Genomic DNA, 15,720 nt, shown 5'->3' with positions numbered 1-15,720 from the left:
GTCACATAAACCGCCCCGATCCCGAAGAAAACCGGGGATCCATCCGGTGCCCCTTGATCCGCCGGGAGGATCGCTGCAAGCCACCGCCTGGACGTGTCTGATCACCACCCAAAACCCGCCAAGGTGGTGCCGCTGCTGCGGCCGGGAACCTTCGTGACCCTGGACAACCAACCCGCCGACTTGCCGCCATTTCAATTGATTCAATGTCGCGGCGGTCGCTGCTGGGTGCGTCAGCAGGCCTGGGGGCAATTTGTGCAATGGGAAGTGGAGCACGAACGGCTGCGGGCCGCCTGATGCCAAGGGCTTCAAGGCTTGATTTGTTGACAACCAACGGCTTGGCAAAACGTCAATAACGCGGCTCAATGGGGCATCGAATGTTGCAACAGCCCTCGTTGGTCACCGCCACTGTCCCCCGTCGCCGCACCGCCCGTGAACGGGTTCGGCAACGGCCCGGGCTGCTGCAGCGGCTGATGCCTCTGCCCTGGCCCCTTTGGCCGGCGGAAGCCCGGTTACTGGTGGGCCTGGCTGCCTTCTGGAGCTTGGCGGGATTGCTGGTGCTGGCTTCGGCCAGTTGGTGGGTGGCCGCCCGCGAGATCGGTGATGGGGCCTTTTATGTGAAGCGTCAGGCGGTGTGGATGATCGCGAGCTGGAGCCTGTTCAGCTTGGCGGTGACGGCCAACCTCAGGCGCTGCCTGCGCTGGGCGGGCCCGGCCCTGTGGGGGGGCTGCCTGCTGATTGCCGCCACCCTGGTGATGGGCACCACGGTGAACGGGGCCAGTCGCTGGCTGGTGCTGGGGCCGCTGCAGATCCAGCCGTCCGAGCTGGTGAAACCGTTTGTAGTGCTGCAGGCCGCCAACCTGTTCGCCCCCTGGTGCCGCATGCGACTGGATCAGAAGCTGCTGTGGCTGGGCAGCTTCGGCGGGTTGCTGCTGCTGATCCTCAAACAGCCCAACCTCTCCACCGCCGCCCTGATCGGCCTGACCTTGTGGATGGTGGCACTTGCTTCAGGGATCCGCTGGCGCAGCCTGCTGGGCACAGCCATCGCCGGTGGAGCCCTGGGCACCGCCAGCATCCTGATCAACGAGTACCAGCGGCTGCGGGTGGTGTCCTTCCTCGACCCCTGGGCTGATCCGATGGGAGACGGCTACCAGCTGGTGCAGAGCCTGCTGGCCATCGGCTCCGGTGGCCTGACCGGCCAGGGCTATGGCCTCTCCACCCAGAAGCTGCAATACCTGCCGATTCAGAGCACGGACTTCATCTATGCGGTGTTCGCCGAGGAATTCGGATTTGTGGGCTCGCTGCTGCTGCTGCTGTTCCTGATGCTGGTGGCCTGGGTGGGCCTGCGGGTGGCTCTGCGCTGCCGCTGCAACCAGACCAAGCTGGTGGCGATCGGCTGCTGCACGATCCTGGTGGGCCAGTCGATCCTCAACATCGCCGTCGCCTCCGGCGCCATGCCCACCACTGGCCTGCCGCTGCCGCTGGTGAGCTACGGCGGCAACTCGTTGATGTCCAGCCTGGTGATCCTGGGGCTGCTGGTGCGCTGCTCGCTGGAATCCACCGGTCTGATCGGCGGGCGGGCGCGGAAGTCTCGATAGGCTGCTCCAACTCACACATGGCCACCACTGGACCCCCTGCTGCTGCTGTCGGATCTGGCCCAATCCAGCGAGGCGCTTCTCGAGCAGGCGTTGGCCCAACCGGGGCCGCTGACGCTGGCGCTGGTGTTCGCCGGCGGTGCACTCACCAGCCTCGGACCCTGTTCGCTGTCGTTGCTGCCGGTGACCCTGGCCTATCTGGCAGGGTTTGAAGACGGTCAATCCGCCTGGCAACGCAGCCTGGCCTTCTGCGGTGGCATCGTCGGCGCCCTGGTGCTGCTGGGCAGCGTCAGTGGCCTGCTGGGGCGGATCTACGGCCAGGTGCCCGCGTTGATCCCCAGCCTGGTAGCGGTGCTGGCGGTGGTGATGGGGCTCAATCTGCTTGGCATCCTGCGCATCCCCTTACCGGCAGGGCCTGACCCCGACTGCTGGCGCAGCAAGGTGCCGCCCCCCCTGGCGCCGGTGGCCGCGGGCCTGGCCTTCGGGGTGGCCGCCTCCCCCTGCACCACGCCGGTGCTGGCGGTATTGCTGGGCTGGATCGCCCAAAGCGGACGCCCCCTAGTAGGCGTGGTGCTGCTGAGCTGCTTCGGGATCGGCCAGGTGCTGCCCCTACTGCTGGCGGGCACCTTTGCCGCCAGTGTTCCCAAACTGCTGGCGCTGCGCTCCATCGGCCGCTGGGTACCACCGATTAGTGGCGTGGTGCTGCTCACCACAGGAGTACTGACGCTGCTAGCGCGCTGGGCTTGAACCGATGAATCGCCTGCTGGCCTTGCTGTCCGACCTGCGAGTCGCCATCGTGCTGCTGCTGCTGATCGCCCTGGCCAGTGCGGTGGGCACGGCGATTCCCCAGGGCGACCCCTCAGCCAGCTACCTCGAGGCCTATGCCGACACCCCCTGGCTGGGGCTGCTCCACGGCGAACAGGTGCTGCGACTGCAGCTGGACCATGTGTATTCCAGCAGTTGGTTTCTGGGATTGCTGGCCTGGCTGGGGCTGGCTCTGATCCTCTGCAGCTGGCGGCGGCAATGGCCGGCCCTGAAGGCCGCTCAGCGCTGGGTCGATTACCGCACCCCGCGGCAACTGAGCAAACTCGCAGTGGCCGAAACGATCGGCTGTCCCGATGCACAGGCCGGGCTGACTCAACTCACGGCGGTGCTGCAACGACAGGGGTGGGAGCTGAAACCCGGGCCTGGTCGCCTGGCGGCCCGCAAAGGGGTAGTCGGCCGGGTGGGGCCATTGCTGGTGCACACAGGGATGGTGCTGCTGATGCTGGGGGCGGTCTGGGGCGCGCTGGCGGGGAACCGGCTGGAACGGTTCCTCGCTCCTGAGAGGACGCTGGATTTGCTCAGCCCCAGCGGCGACAGCCAGCTGTCAATCACTCTCCAGGACTTCCAGATCGAGCGCGACCCCGCCGGCAGGCCGGAACAGTTTCGCTCGCTGCTGAGCCTCAGTGACAGCGAGACCCCCGAGGAGATCAGCGTCAACCATCCGCTGCGGCACCGCGGCATCACGATTTATCAGGCGGACTGGGCCCTCGCGGCGATCGGCGTGCAGATCGGCCGCAGCCCGGAACTGCAATTGCCTCTGCAGACGTATCCGGAGCTGGGAGAACAGGTGTGGGGGCTGGTGCTGCCCACCCGCCCCGACGGCAGCGAGCCAGTGTTTATGAGTCTGGAAAGTGAACAGGGGCCGGTGTCGGTGTACGACAGCGACGGCTCATCGCTGACGCTGCTGCGACCCGGTGGCCCTGCAGAAGAGGTGAAAGGGCTGCCGCTGCGGGTGGCCTCGGTGCTCCCGGCCAGCGGCCTGCTGCTCAAACGCGACCCCGGCGTGCCGCTGGTGTACTTGGGCTTTGCTGTTCTGCTGCTGGGGGGTGGCCTCAGCCTGCTTTCGACGCGGCAGCTGTGGGCCGTGGCCAGCGATGGTCAGCTGCACGTGGGCGGCCTGTGTAACCGCAACCTGGCGGCCTTCGCGCAGGAATTGCCGCTGCTGCTGCAGGCCACGGAATCACAAGCAAATTCGTCCCGTCCAGTCATTGATTGAAGAACTTGATTTTTTCAATCGGGAGAGGACATCGAGGTTGACAGAGCCCTGGCCCTCAACAGGCCTGACGCGCCCCATGACTGACCCGCACCACCGTGTGGACATTGCCGCGGGGGTTGAAATCAGCCTCCAGCTGCATCCACACCGGATCGGTGGCCGCCACCAGGTCATCCAGGATCCGGTTGGTCACCTCCTCATGGGAGATCGACTGATCGCGGAAGCTGTTGATGTAGAGCTTGATGGCCTTGAGCTCCACCACCCGGGGACCAGGCTGATAGATCAAGCGCAGCACCGCGAAATCGGGGTAGCCCGAGAAGGGGCACTTGCAGGTGAACTCCGGCAGCTCGATCGACACCTCGTAGGGCCGGCCAGGCCTGGGATTATCGAAGCAGATCAGCTCGGCTTCGGCGATCGCACGTTCGCCGTACTGTGGCGTCTGGGTCAAAGGTTGAACAGGTCCTCGCTCAAGACAGACCTTAAGGAGTCAAGCTTCAGCAGCGTTCTGTAACAGGAGTTACACAGGACTCCAGGAAGCGCGGCATTCTTGGAGAAGAACTGAATTCCCCTATGAAAAAGGTCGAAGCAATCATTCGTCCTTTCAAGCTGGAAGATGTGAAGGTGGCGCTGGTGGAGGCCGGGATCATCGGCATGACCGTTAGCGAGGTACGGGGCTTCGGGCGGCAGAAAGGGCAGGTGGAGCGTTACCGCGGCTCGGAATTCACCGTGGAATTCCTGCAGAAGCTGAAGATCGAAGTGGTGGTAGAAGACAACCGAGTGGACGACGTGGTGAGCTCAATCGCTGATGCCGCACGCACCGGTGAAATCGGCGACGGCAAGATCTTCATCAGCCCCGTGGAATCGGTGGTGCGCATCCGCACCGGCGACCGCGACAGCGCGGCACTCTGATTTGCTCAGCAGCAGACCTTCAAATCTTGGATGGGCCCGTTGAACAAAGTCCGTCGACAATCTCATTTATATTTTGCGATCCAAGGGTCCATCGCCAATCTGATTCCCAGGCAATTTATGTCTGCCGACATCAGAAGCACCTGAAAAATCAAGCAGTATGCCTGAATACTGCCTATCAATGACAACCACTTCATTGCCTTGTCTTCACATTAATCACTCTGTGCTTAAGAGCAAAAATTAATTACAGACACCTCAAGCGCCCCTCCTATTAAAAGATTGGCACTCTGAGGCAGGATTGCATATGCGGAAAAGTTGGAACTGACTCCTACAGCAAAATAATTTCAGGAAGAAGCCCGATCCCCACCAAACAAACAAGACAGCTCTTTCGCATCGGGCAGAGAATTTTCACGTGAGCACAAATACAAAAAGCAACATCTTGCGTCAATTGGCTCGCAAAATGTAGCTGCAGCGTGTGCCCACACTGTCTCAAATCTTAGGGAATATCAACAGGAATCACTATTCACCAAGAAGACGAAGAGCCACACCGTCTCGGCAGTAATTGAAACCATGATCCATTACATCCACACTCGAAAACAAATCAATGCCAACTCATTCAAGATTGACAAGTCAAACCGCTAATGAATGCCTCTGAACTAGATATGTGCCATTCAACAAAGTCGAAAAGCTTGCCTTTGACAACATTATTGATGACACTACTCATTGGTGCTAAGCGCTTTGCTTCGTCAAACAACAGATTCTTAGCCTTCTGTCCGACAGCTTCACTGATACTCCTTAGTCACCCGCCCCAGAGGTGCTTATAGGGACCAACGGATTCATAGAGTTGAGCGGTTGTTCCAACCGAGCGCGCCGGTGATCGAGCGTTACACCCTGCCCGTAATGGGTGCCGTCTGGAGTGAGCAGGCGAAGTTTCAGAGTTGGCTGGATGTGGAAATCGCCGCCACAGAAGCCAACTGCCGCCTCGGCCGCGTGCCCCAGGAGAGCCTGGACACGATCAAGGCCAAAGCCAGCTTCGAGGTGGAACGCATCCTCGAAATCGAAGCCGAGGTGCGTCACGACGTGATCGCCTTTCTAACCAACGTCAACGAACACGTTGGCGATGCCGGCCGTCACATCCATGTGGGCATGACCAGCAGCGATGTGCTGGATACCGGCCTGGCGTTGCAACTGAAGCGCTCCGTGGTCCTGCTGCGCCAAGAGCTGGATGCCCTGGCCGATGCCCTGCGCAGCCTCGCCCGTGAGCACAAGAGCACGGAAATGATCGGCCGCTCCCATGCCATCCATGGCGAGCCGATCACCTTCGGCTTCAAGATCGCCGGCTGGCTGGCGGAAACCGAACGCAACCGCAGCCGCCTGGCGCGACTGGAGCAGGACGTGGCCGTCGGTCAGATCAGTGGGGCCATGGGCACCTACGCCAACACCGACCCCCAGGTGGAAACCATCACCTGCGAAATCCTTGGCCTCACGCCTGACACCGCCAGCACCCAGGTGATCTCCCGCGATCGCCACGCCGATTACGTGCAGACCCTGGCCCTGGTGGGCGCCTCCCTCGACCGATTCGCCACGGAGATCCGCAACCTGCAGCGCACCGATGTGCTCGAGGTGGAAGAGAACTTCGCCAAGGGCCAGAAGGGCAGCTCGGCCATGCCCCACAAGCGCAACCCGATTCGCAGCGAACGGATCAGCGGCCTGGCCCGGGTGCTGCGCAGCTACGTGGTGGCAGCACTGGAAAACGTTGCCCTCTGGCATGAGCGCGACATCAGCCACAGTTCCACCGAACGGATGATGCTGCCCGATTGCTCAGTGGCCCTTCACTTCATGCTGCGGGAGATGACAAGCGTGGTGAAGGGTCTGGGGGTTTACCCCGACAACATGCGCCGCAACATGAACGTGTATGGCGGCGTGGTGTTCAGCCAGCGGGTGCTGCTGGCGCTAGTGGACACTGGCATGAGCCGAGAGGAGGCCTACCGGATCGTGCAGCGCAAAGCTCACACTGCCTGGAACACTGACGGCGGCAACTTCCGCGCCAATCTTGAGGCTGATGCGGACGTCACCAGCAAGCTTTCAGCTGAGCAGTTGGCAGAGTGCTTCAGCACCGAACTGCACCAGGCCAACCTCGGAGTGATCTGGGAGCGTCTGGGGATTTAACACCCGACCAGCACCTTTCGATCCTCAGTTGCCCAATCCCGTGGGCAAACCGAGGATCCGGAAGATCGAGGCGGCGTTCACAATCGGCGTCAACGGTGAGAAGGCGTCGGTCAACCCATCGGTCACCTTGGCCAGAGCGGAGCGGTTCACAACAATCACATCGTTCTGACGTAATGGGGGATTGGTGGAGCTGCTCAACACAGCGCTGGGGTCAAAGCTCATCACCCTCACCGTCGGTTCCCCGTCGCCATCCACCCGGACGAGTTCCACGGTGCTGATGCTGCCGCGGCGGGTGATTCCACCCGACGCAAAGATCGCCTGGGACAGCGGGGCATTGGAGGGCACCTGCTGAATGCCCGGTTTGGCCACCTCACCGATCACATTCACACGAATCGTGTCGGGGGCGAAGTTGGAGGCCGCTGTGGTGATCAGATCAGCATTGTCAGCGCTTTCGCTCTGGTACAAGCGAATGCTGTCGCCGTCGTAGATCAGCGGATTGGGGGCATGCCCCCCCTCACGCAACACGGTGAGGTAATCAAACTGATAGCGACGCATCGAGCCTTCGGGGCGGGCCGAGGGACGCAAGACCTCAATTCTGGAGAGATCACCGCTGGCGCTGACGCCGCCGGCCTTCTGCACCACATCCACCAGCGTCGGCCAGCCCCCCTCTGCCTGGGTCGGCAGGCTGAACACGCCGGGGCGCTCCACCTCTCCGGTGACCGTCACCTTCACCGGCCGTGAACTAACCAAGTCGAGATAAACAATCGGCCGGCGTAGGAACACCTCATAGGCCGCGGTAATGCGCTGGCGTGCCTCCTCGAGCGTGAGCCCCCAAACCTCGATCGTGCCGATGCGAGGCAGGTTGATGGTGCCGTCACTGAGCACCTCCACCTTGGCCTCGTAGCCATCCATCTTGAACACCGACATCGCCAGGCTGTCCCCGGGACCCAGTCGATAGCGAAAGGCCTCCCGATTCAGGCTGGAGGTCCCGCTGGCCCGAGTCAGTAAGTCCGCCGATGCCGCGATCGGGACAACCGCCAGGGTTGCTGCGGCAGCCAGACCCGCGATCAGCCGGGTGCAGACCAGAGCAGCAGGGCGTGAAGGGAAAGGCATCAAGGCAGTGAGAAGCGACGAAAGCTCGAACGAGTCGGTCTAATCTGCCGGCTGGCTGAGACAGATTGGAACACGAATGACGCTGTCTGGTCCGTCCATTCCCTCTGCTGTGGCCGAGGCGTCGGACACGCGACTTCTGGCGATCGATGACCTGGACCTGCATCTGATCGCAGGGGCCGCCTTTGATCCGGTGGCAGACGCGGTGGGACGGTTGCGAGAATCGACTTATCGCAAGCAACTGAGCGGGTCCGGTGACGAGCGCGACCTCGACGGACGCGATCCCCATTACGACCATCTTCTGTTGGTGGAACGCAGCAGTGGAGACCTCGCCGGATCGGCCCGGTTGCAATTCATCCCCGCCGGTGCCAGCTCCTTGCCTGGCAGCGATGGCTCCTACCTCGAACACGTCTACCCCGGCATCAAGGCGGACCTGGCCAGTCGCACCAACCATCTCGAGATCGGCAGGGTCGCCCTGGCGGAACGCTTCCAACGGCAGCCCCATTCGTTGATGGCCCTGTTCCGCGGCGGTCTGTTGATCGCTGCCCGCAGCGGCTACCAGCTGCTGCACGGGTTGGTCTCCTACAACCACTTCGCCTACAGCGATGCGGTGAACGCCGCCTTCCTCAGCGCCCTGCTGCGTCCGCCCTACCGGCGCCTTAACACCCCCTTACCGGCCCCACGCCATCCCTTCCCAGGCATTCACGCCGATGACACCCCCCATCCCAGCGGCCACATCCAGGCCCTCGAGCAGGAGATCCGCCAGACCCTCTCCGACGATTTCCGATTACCGGTGCTGCTGCGTCAGTACTTCAACTTGATGCACTCGGAAGTCTGTGATCTGTCCCTTGCCCTGGACTTCAACCAGATCACTGAAATCCTGATGGCCGCCGACCTGCGGCGGTTGCCGCCAGAACGGCTCGCCCTGTTCATCGACCTGCCCCACCAGCCCGTCTACCAACGCTTCAGCTGGTACCGAGGTGACGAGTAATCCCACCATCACTGGTACCTTTACTACTCACCGAGAGGTCATGCGTTGGGTGAGAGCTGCCCTGACAAGCAAGAGCTGCAGGGACGGCTGATCGAGATGCTGCACCGCATCTCCGGCGCCGATCCAGCCGTGATCACCCCTGATGCCCGGCTGATGGAGGACGTGGGGATTGACTCCCTTGGGTTCTACGAAATCCTGATCGAGGCAGACACCAACTTCGGCATCCGGATCAAGGAAGAGGAACTACTCCGGTTCCGCACGGTTGCGGACATCCAGCAGCACCTGGAATCCCCCAGTCTCCGCCAGAGCGATGGCTCTCAAAGCTGAACCAACAGCAGTGGTGGGGTGGGGTTCCCTCAACCCGCTGGGGGCCGATGCCAACAGCACCTGGGACGCGGTGATCGCCGGCCGCAGTGGCATTCAAACCCTTCAGACGCCCTGGACCGAGGATCTGCCCGTGCGTCTGGCCGGTTGCGTCCCAACGGGGGCCCTCAACAGCCTGCCGCCCCTGCTCCGCCGCCGCTCCGATCGCTGCGCCCAGCTCGCCCTGGTGGCCGCACGGGAGGCCTGGACCATGGCCAGCTCCATCACCACCGGCCTGGATCCAAGCCGCATCGCCGTGGTGATCGGCACGGGCATCGGCGGCCTCGCCACCATGCACGAGCAACACACGCAACTCAGCACGGGGGGACCAAGCCGGGTGAACCCCCTCACCGTGCCGATGCTGATCCCCGATGCCGCCGCTGGCCAGGTGGCCATTGAGCTCGGTCTGCTCGGCGGTGCCCACACCCCGGTGTCCGCCTGCGCCTCCGGCGCCGAAGCATTGATGCTGGGCCAGATGCTGCTCAACGACGACCGCGCCGATCTGGTGCTGGCCGGGGGCAGCGAAGCTCCGGTGAACCGACTTGGGCTGGTGGGCTTTGCAGCCATGCGCGCCCTGTCCAGCCGCAACGACGCTCCTGATCAAGCCTCCCGGCCCTACGGCCTCGGTCGAGATGGCTTCGTGCTCTCCGAAGGCGCCGGCGTCCTGGCCTTGATGCGGCAACAGGACACGCCTCCAGGGGCCGACCTGGGCTGGTTGCTGGCCAGTGGCAGCAGCAGCGATGCCCACCACATCGTCGCCCCCGAGCCCCAGGGGCTGCAGGCCAGCCGTGCCATCGACGAGGCCTTGCGTCGGGCGAAGGTGAACCCCTCAGACCTCTGCGGTGTTCAGGCCCATGCCACCGGCACCAGCCTCGGTGACCTGGCGGAGGCCAGAGCATTGCGGCGCAGCCTTGGCAGTGCTGCCGATCATCTGCCGGTTTACGCCCCCAAGGGCCAGCTGGGCCACCTACTGGGGGGCGCCGGTGCGGTGGAAACCATCCTGGCCCTGCAGGCCCTGCGCCATGGCGTATTGCCCGGCAGCCTAAATGCCGACCCCCTGGATCCTGAGGTGGAGCTGGCCGTCACCAAACAGGGCCCTGTGCAGCTTTCTTCAGATCAAGGCCAACGTCTGCTGCTCAAGAATGCCTTCGGATTCGGCGGTCACAACATCAGTCTTGTGCTTGCTGGTAATACGCCCGCACAGCACGGCTGAACCCCTCCCGATCACGGGGATCCTTTGGCAGAACCAGATCCTGGGACCGGCCCCGGCGGCAGTGAATCGTTCCCAACGGCGCCGTCAACCGGCTCAACAGCAGCGCCAGGGGGCGGTATCGGGCACCCACAGCCTCATCCAGTCCGTCATAGCGAAACAGCCAGGGCACCACACAACCGTCGTAGTGCTGAGCCAGCATCCAGGCGCTGGGGGACACCCGCTCTTCGATCGGCGTCACCAATGAGCCGTTGGGGGCCAGCATGATCTGACCGTGGTCGCGCAACAACGCGGAGGCCCGCATCATCCCTTCCAGGCGCGAACTGGGCTGACGGTGATCCAACACGGCCGACCCGGCGTTGCGGGCTGCGGCCGCGTATCCGGGCAACACCCATTTCAGATGCAACTGAGCCGTGGTCATGCCCGGCAGGCGCAGCACCCCTTGAATCACCAGGCCATCACAGGGGCTGCGGTGGTTGAAGATGTGCACCAGGGGCATCCCGGCCGGCTCGCTGGGCTGACTGTCATCCACCACCACCTGCACCCCAAGCGCCCGCAAGGCCACAGCTGAGGCCCAGGTCATCAGTTGCGCCGCCAAGTCCGCACGCCGCAACAGCACCGCAGGCAACTGCAGGCCGTACAAGACAAACCCCACGGCGGCCCAACCCAGGCGGGCTAGCACCCGGGCCGGCACCAGCAGGGAGTTCATCCGTGGCCGTGGCCGAAGCGGCGGCAGCTGCGGCTGCGGATCCAGCTGGCGAGCCCCTTGGCCAATCGGGAAGGTGATGCGGAAGGGGAAGTCCCCGTCGAAATTGCCATTCACCTGAGTGGTCATCACCAGGTGGTGATAGAAGCGCCAGAACAGCGGCCGATCACTGGGCTGGGGGTCCCGCCAGAAATCATCCAGAGGCTTCTGGTCCGTCAGTCCGTCCAGGTTGTAGAAGGTGTTGCCCATGGTTTTGGTGGGCACTGCATGGAACAGGGCTTGAAGGCCCACCGTGCTGTTCACCGTGATCACCCCGCGGCAGGTGCGCAGGTAGCGGCTGAGGGGGCCGTCGTGGAAGTAGTGCACCCGGCCACTGACGCCGTAACGCCCTGCCAGCACAGCGATCAGGCTTCCGTAGTGGTTGTAGCCCCGGTCCCGCGGATGGTGTTTGAAGGCCAGATGATCGGAGCTGTGGGCATGGGCCGCAAAAGACCGGATCACGTCCTCAATGAAGTCGTGCATACCGCGGTAGGGCGAGCCCAGCTGGATCTGCGAATCACTGGAGACCTGCAGCACCGCCAAGAAAAACGAGAGGTGCTCCAGCAGCCGCCGCTTCAGATTCCGCTCCTGCCAGCGGTACAGCCAGTAGCGCCAGCTGCCGCGCAGCTGGCACCAGAGAAAACCAGGGGTGGGTTGCAGTTTGTGCTCCCCCTCGATGATCGGGTAACGGGTGAAGGCGTGCTGGATAAAGGTGGGGGCCTTCCAGGCCTTGCGCCAACGCCAACCCGAGTCCAGCACGATGTCTCGCGGCAACTGATCCACCGGCGGCAGCTGGCGATAGAAGACCGCGGGTTGGTTGAGGTTGGAACGAGCATTGACCCGGTCCCGCTCCAGGGTCACGTAATTGGGCCGCAGGTAACCCAGCTCGAACACCCAGGCCTCAATCCCAAGGGCCTGGGCCTCTTCAATCGCAATCCGGTGGGGAATGATGAAGTCCCCATACATAAAGATGTGGCGGATGCCCCGCTCCTGCAGCAGCTGGCGCAGAAAGGGCCGCCAGGCCTCCATCGGCTCCCGGAACGGCACACAAACATCAGCCGGAAAGCCAAATTCCCGCAGCGGGAAACGCACCTTGGTGACCGGGATGCCGCAGCCCCGCAGGTAGCGGCTAAAACGGGCAAAGAACAGCCCGATCGGGCCCATCAGCAGCAGAACCGGTCCTTCGATGCGCACCTGCACCAGCGCCGGTGCCCGTCTCGTGGCCAAGCCGTTACTTGAAACTATTTCAATCTTGACACATTCAAAACACAAAATATATATTTTGAATCTATTAACTACAATATTGACTTTTATTTCACTGCCAATACGCGGCAATCCAAACTCTCCCGGAACGCCCCTTCATCAAACTCACTACCAATAAAAGCCTCAGCTCTCACCGAGCCAAAATCACACCCTGAAAGTCAATCATTCCCTTGAGCAAACTCAAGCCCAGTCGAATTGTACTCCATTGCGGTTTACACAAAACCGGCACCAGTTACTTTCAACTGAACTGCAGAAAAAACCGCAATATTTTACAAGAAAATAGAGTCCTTTACATAGGTCCAAGAACCCTTAAATTCGACTTGGTCGAGCTATGGCAACACATAGATACTGGAAGTGACAGGGTACCGCGAGAATTACAAAAAAACACACGGAAAATTCTCAATAAGCTATGCGAAGGCAATGAAGAAATGATAGATACCATTTTAATATCATGCGAAGCTATTTTTGGAACACTTCATTTCGGGCTTTTCCACAACCCTGACATCAGTCTTCCTTCCAAGGAAAATGGAGAGGACACAAAGGGACTCTATCGGTACGCAGAAACTAGAACCAGGCGGCTCATGCAAGTACTGGAAAACTCCCTCAAAAGTGCTTCAATCCAGTGGCAAATAATATTTATCACACGCAACGAGGATGAATTTATTCGATCATGCCACAATCAATACGTCAAGGAAGGCAATCATCTTCCCTCATCGGCAAGCCTGAACAGCTTCCTCGAAACGAGAGACTTTTCCTTTGCAGAAAAGATCACACTAATGTCATCCTTGAGCAAAATCAACGATAGGTTGTCCGAGAAAACTATTTCGCATAGATCGATAGAAATCATTCAACTCGAATACGAGCTTGTAAGCAATAACCAACAGCCACAACAGTATTTTAGGAACTTACTTAATGCAATGTTACCAGAACAAGCCAAAAATCTATCCACTGACCCAAGACTCAAAATCAGCAACAAAAACCCAAACCCCAGACTAAATGAACGTGGCCTTGATCTTGCCATCAAATGCCACACCTTTTTCACAGAAGAAGAGTGGAAATTATTCCGCAGATTCCTTGAAAGAAATTTCTCTGGCACCAACTAAACAATCTCGATGCATATCCCCTCTAGCCATTCGCCACGCCTAAAGCAGCAACATTGACAGACATTTCCGCAAATCTGAATGACGCGAGACACCCCGACGCCAACAATTCACAACAAAAGAGCACCACAAGCAGAAGAAGAAAACCTTGTCGACGATCAACTAACTAATAGACCCTATAAAAATTCGTTATAAATAGTCGCACTAAGTACAACATCTAACGATTGAACAGACGCCCCCAGTGTCGGAACAGGGCCTGCACCAGGGTGCGGCGGGCTGGAGGTGCATCCCGCCATGCCACTAGCTCCTCAATGGCTTGCTCTGGAGTGATGAACCAACCGCTGCGGCGGCTGACGTAGCGGGGGTAATCAATCAAGGCGGCATGCACCAACGCCGCCAAAGGCAGCGACCGGCCCCGCCGGGGCGAGGACAACCGATCCTGGGTCAGCCCCCAACCCGCATAAAAGGGCAGTCCCCAGCAATGCACCTCCACTCCCCGCAACAGCGCCTCAAACCCTGCCAGGGAGGTGAGCACATGCAGGGCATCCACCTGCTCAAACAGGGCATGGATCGAGCCATCGCGCAGCAAGCAGTCGCATACCTGGGCCGCCCGCTGCTCCCCATCACCGGAGCGGCAGAGACCCGCCACCACGTCGGGATGGGGTTTGTACACCAGGAACGCTTCCGGTTCCGCCGCACGCACCGCCTGCAGCAGTGCCAGGTTGCTGGAGTGCCCCGGAGCGCCATAGCGGATGGAAGCGTCGCTTTCCACCTGCCCCACCACCAGCACCACCCGCCTGGCAGCGTCGGGGCGCTGCCATCCGCCCCCTGGGAGGTTGTATTTGGTGATGGCCTGCGCCACCAGCTGCTGGCGCAAGGCCTCGGCCCGCTGCAACTGCGGCTCACTCCAGATTCCTGTGGCCAGCCGCTGCTCCAGATCGCTGGCCTCCGTGGCGTCGTAATACATGCCGCGGCGGTCCACCACCCAGGAGATGGGGTCGATCAGATCGGCCCCCAGGCCCACCGAGCGCAGGAAACCGTCCTCCACATGCAGCAGCGGCAGCCCCCGACGGCGCGCCGTCGCCAGCAGACGCGGTCGAGCCCGCCGGCCCCACACCGCCACGGCCTCCGCCCGCGGCCCCGGCAGCGCCCGCGGCAGGCGAAAGCGCAGCTCACTGCCGGCCAGAAAGCGCTTGAGGCTGCGTTGCTTCCATGGAGTGAAGCCAAAGGCCTGCACCCGCAGGGGATCCGCCCCCTGCTGCCGACGTTGCAGGCCGATGGCGTCCATCAGCGTCTCGATCTGACAGGGTTGATGCCGATGGGGGTCCACGCAGCGGGTGCCCTCCACCAGCGCCGCATGCACCACCGCCGCCAACGGCACCGACGCTCCCCGACGGGCCGGAGCCGGCAAACGATCCACGGTGAGTCCCCACCCGGCATAAAAAGGCATGCCGAAGCAGTGGACGGTCCGTCCCCACAACAGCGCCTCAAACCCCATCTGGGAGGTCACCACATACACCGCCTGGGCCTGCTCTAACAGGGCGGCAGGGTGCAATCCGTCAGCGCAGAGGCGGATGCGCGGGTGCTGCAGATCCTGACGGCGGAAATGGCCCCGGGCGCGGCCCCGGATCACATCCGGGTGCACCTTCACCACCACCAGACAGTCCGTCTGATCCCGCAGCGCCTCCTGCAACATGCGCCGGAAGCTCTCCGGCCCGGCCTGCCCAAGGCCGATGGACAGGTCTCCGGCGGACTGGTCCACCACCAGCACAAACGGCTCGGCTGGAGCCGGTGATTCTCGGGCTGGGTTGAGCTTGCTCAACCGCTGAGCGCACCACCGCTGCTGAAGTTCACAGGCACGGCTGTGTTGTGCAGGGGTCAGCGGTCGCTGGATCCGCTGCTCCATCCGGCTGGGCTGGCTGGCATCGAAGTGGACCCCCAGGTCATCCACCAACAGCGCCAGCGGCGGATGCTGGCGGCCCTTGGCCAATGATCGCAACAGACCATCCTCCAGATGCCACACCGGCAGCTGCCAACGACGCCCCAGTCGCTCCACCCGCTGGGCACTGGGTCGACGCCCCCAGGCCAGCAACGCCTCCACATCCCTGCGACGTCCGCGCAGCAACTGGGCCGGAGCCAGCAACGCCGGCACGGTCCGGTGAGCCAGCAGACCGGTCTCCGGCACCCCGAAGCGCTGAATCATCGGGTAGGAGGGAACGAACTAAATCCTCTC

Annotated in this window: 14 protein-coding genes; 10 read left to right on the top strand and 4 right to left on the bottom strand. The window is 61.9% G+C overall.

Annotated features, from left to right (window positions below):
• Window positions 1–93: 93 nt before the first annotated feature.
• From SynA1528_RS02240 to SynA1528_RS02225, 4 genes are all read left to right on the top strand, one after another.
• Window positions 94–294 (top strand): hypothetical protein, encoded by a 201-nt coding sequence (locus tag SynA1528_RS02240; RefSeq protein ID WP_186587507.1) that lies wholly within the window; start codon window positions 94–96, stop codon window positions 292–294.
• Between the two features lie 80 nt (window positions 295–374).
• Window positions 375–1,595, top strand: coding sequence for an FtsW/RodA/SpoVE family cell cycle protein (locus SynA1528_RS02235; RefSeq protein WP_286187861.1), 1,221 nt, complete (start codon window positions 375–377; stop codon window positions 1,593–1,595).
• Between the two features lie 90 nt (window positions 1,596–1,685).
• Entirely contained in the window at window positions 1,686–2,339 is a 654-nt protein-coding gene (locus SynA1528_RS02230) for a cytochrome c biogenesis CcdA family protein (protein ID WP_502707717.1), read from the top strand.
• Window positions 2,340–2,343: 4 nt separating this feature from the next.
• Complete coding sequence (locus tag SynA1528_RS02225) at window positions 2,344–3,633, top strand: cytochrome c biogenesis ResB family protein (protein ID WP_186587505.1); 1,290 nt, start codon at window positions 2,344–2,346, stop codon at window positions 3,631–3,633.
• Window positions 3,634–3,688: 55 nt separating this feature from the next.
• On the opposite strand, the gene queF is transcribed toward SynA1528_RS02225, so the two are convergent.
• Window positions 3,689–4,078, bottom strand: coding sequence for a preQ(1) synthase (gene queF, locus SynA1528_RS02220; RefSeq protein WP_186587504.1), 390 nt, complete (start codon window positions 4,076–4,078; stop codon window positions 3,689–3,691).
• A 122-nt stretch (window positions 4,079–4,200) separates the two neighbouring features.
• Here queF and SynA1528_RS02215 point away from each other — a divergent pair, with 122 nt between their 5' ends.
• Window positions 4,201–4,539 carry a P-II family nitrogen regulator gene (locus SynA1528_RS02215; RefSeq protein ID WP_186587503.1) on the top strand — a complete coding sequence of 113 codons (339 nt, stop codon included), beginning with the start codon at window positions 4,201–4,203 and terminating at the stop codon, window positions 4,537–4,539.
• A gap of 870 nt (window positions 4,540–5,409) precedes the next feature.
• Entirely contained in the window at window positions 5,410–6,705 is a 1,296-nt protein-coding gene (gene purB / locus SynA1528_RS02210) for an adenylosuccinate lyase (protein WP_186588229.1), read from the top strand.
• A gap of 24 nt (window positions 6,706–6,729) precedes the next feature.
• On the opposite strand, the gene SynA1528_RS02205 is transcribed toward purB, so the two are convergent.
• On the bottom strand, window positions 6,730–7,818 hold the full coding sequence (locus SynA1528_RS02205; protein WP_186587502.1) for an SLBB domain-containing protein: 1,089 nt from the start codon (window positions 7,816–7,818) through the stop codon (window positions 6,730–6,732).
• 76 nt (window positions 7,819–7,894) lie between these two features.
• Between SynA1528_RS02205 and SynA1528_RS02200 the strand changes: the two genes are divergently transcribed.
• The 3 genes from SynA1528_RS02200 to SynA1528_RS02190 all read left to right on the top strand — a co-directional run bounded on the left by SynA1528_RS02200 (window position 7,895) and on the right by SynA1528_RS02190 (window position 10,382).
• On the top strand, window positions 7,895–8,806 hold the full coding sequence (locus tag SynA1528_RS02200) for a GNAT family N-acyltransferase (RefSeq protein ID WP_186587501.1): 912 nt from the start codon (window positions 7,895–7,897) through the stop codon (window positions 8,804–8,806).
• A gap of 96 nt (window positions 8,807–8,902) precedes the next feature.
• Window positions 8,903–9,133, top strand: coding sequence for an acyl carrier protein (locus SynA1528_RS02195; protein WP_286187860.1), 231 nt, complete (start codon window positions 8,903–8,905; stop codon window positions 9,131–9,133).
• Entirely contained in the window at window positions 9,117–10,382 is a 1,266-nt protein-coding gene (locus SynA1528_RS02190) for a beta-ketoacyl-[acyl-carrier-protein] synthase family protein (RefSeq protein ID WP_186587499.1), read from the top strand. Before SynA1528_RS02195 ends, SynA1528_RS02190 begins: the two co-directional genes overlap by 17 nt.
• Here the strand turns inward: SynA1528_RS02190 and SynA1528_RS02185 are convergent.
• Entirely contained in the window at window positions 10,339–12,351 is a 2,013-nt protein-coding gene (locus SynA1528_RS02185) for a capsular biosynthesis protein (protein WP_186587498.1), read from the bottom strand. The two genes, SynA1528_RS02190 and SynA1528_RS02185, sit on opposite strands and share 44 nt — an antisense overlap.
• 206 nt (window positions 12,352–12,557) lie before the next feature.
• On the opposite strand from SynA1528_RS02185, the gene SynA1528_RS02180 reads away from it, so the two are divergent.
• Window positions 12,558–13,490 carry a hypothetical protein gene (locus tag SynA1528_RS02180; RefSeq protein WP_186587497.1) on the top strand — a complete coding sequence of 311 codons (933 nt, stop codon included), beginning with the start codon at window positions 12,558–12,560 and terminating at the stop codon, window positions 13,488–13,490.
• Window positions 13,491–13,704: 214 nt separating this feature from the next.
• On the opposite strand, the gene SynA1528_RS02175 is transcribed toward SynA1528_RS02180, so the two are convergent.
• Window positions 13,705–15,690, bottom strand: a complete 1,986-nt coding sequence (locus tag SynA1528_RS02175) for a capsule polysaccharide biogenesis protein (RefSeq protein ID WP_186587496.1) — start codon at window positions 15,688–15,690, stop codon at window positions 13,705–13,707.
• Window positions 15,691–15,720 lie beyond the last annotated feature (30 nt).

Origin of the sequence: Synechococcus sp. A15-28 (genome assembly GCF_014280175.1) — a bacterium.
Lineage (GTDB): Bacteria > Cyanobacteriota > Cyanobacteriia > PCC-6307 > Cyanobiaceae > Parasynechococcus.
Note: the sequence above shows the minus strand (reverse complement) of the source record. Positions and strands in the feature narration are given on the sequence as shown.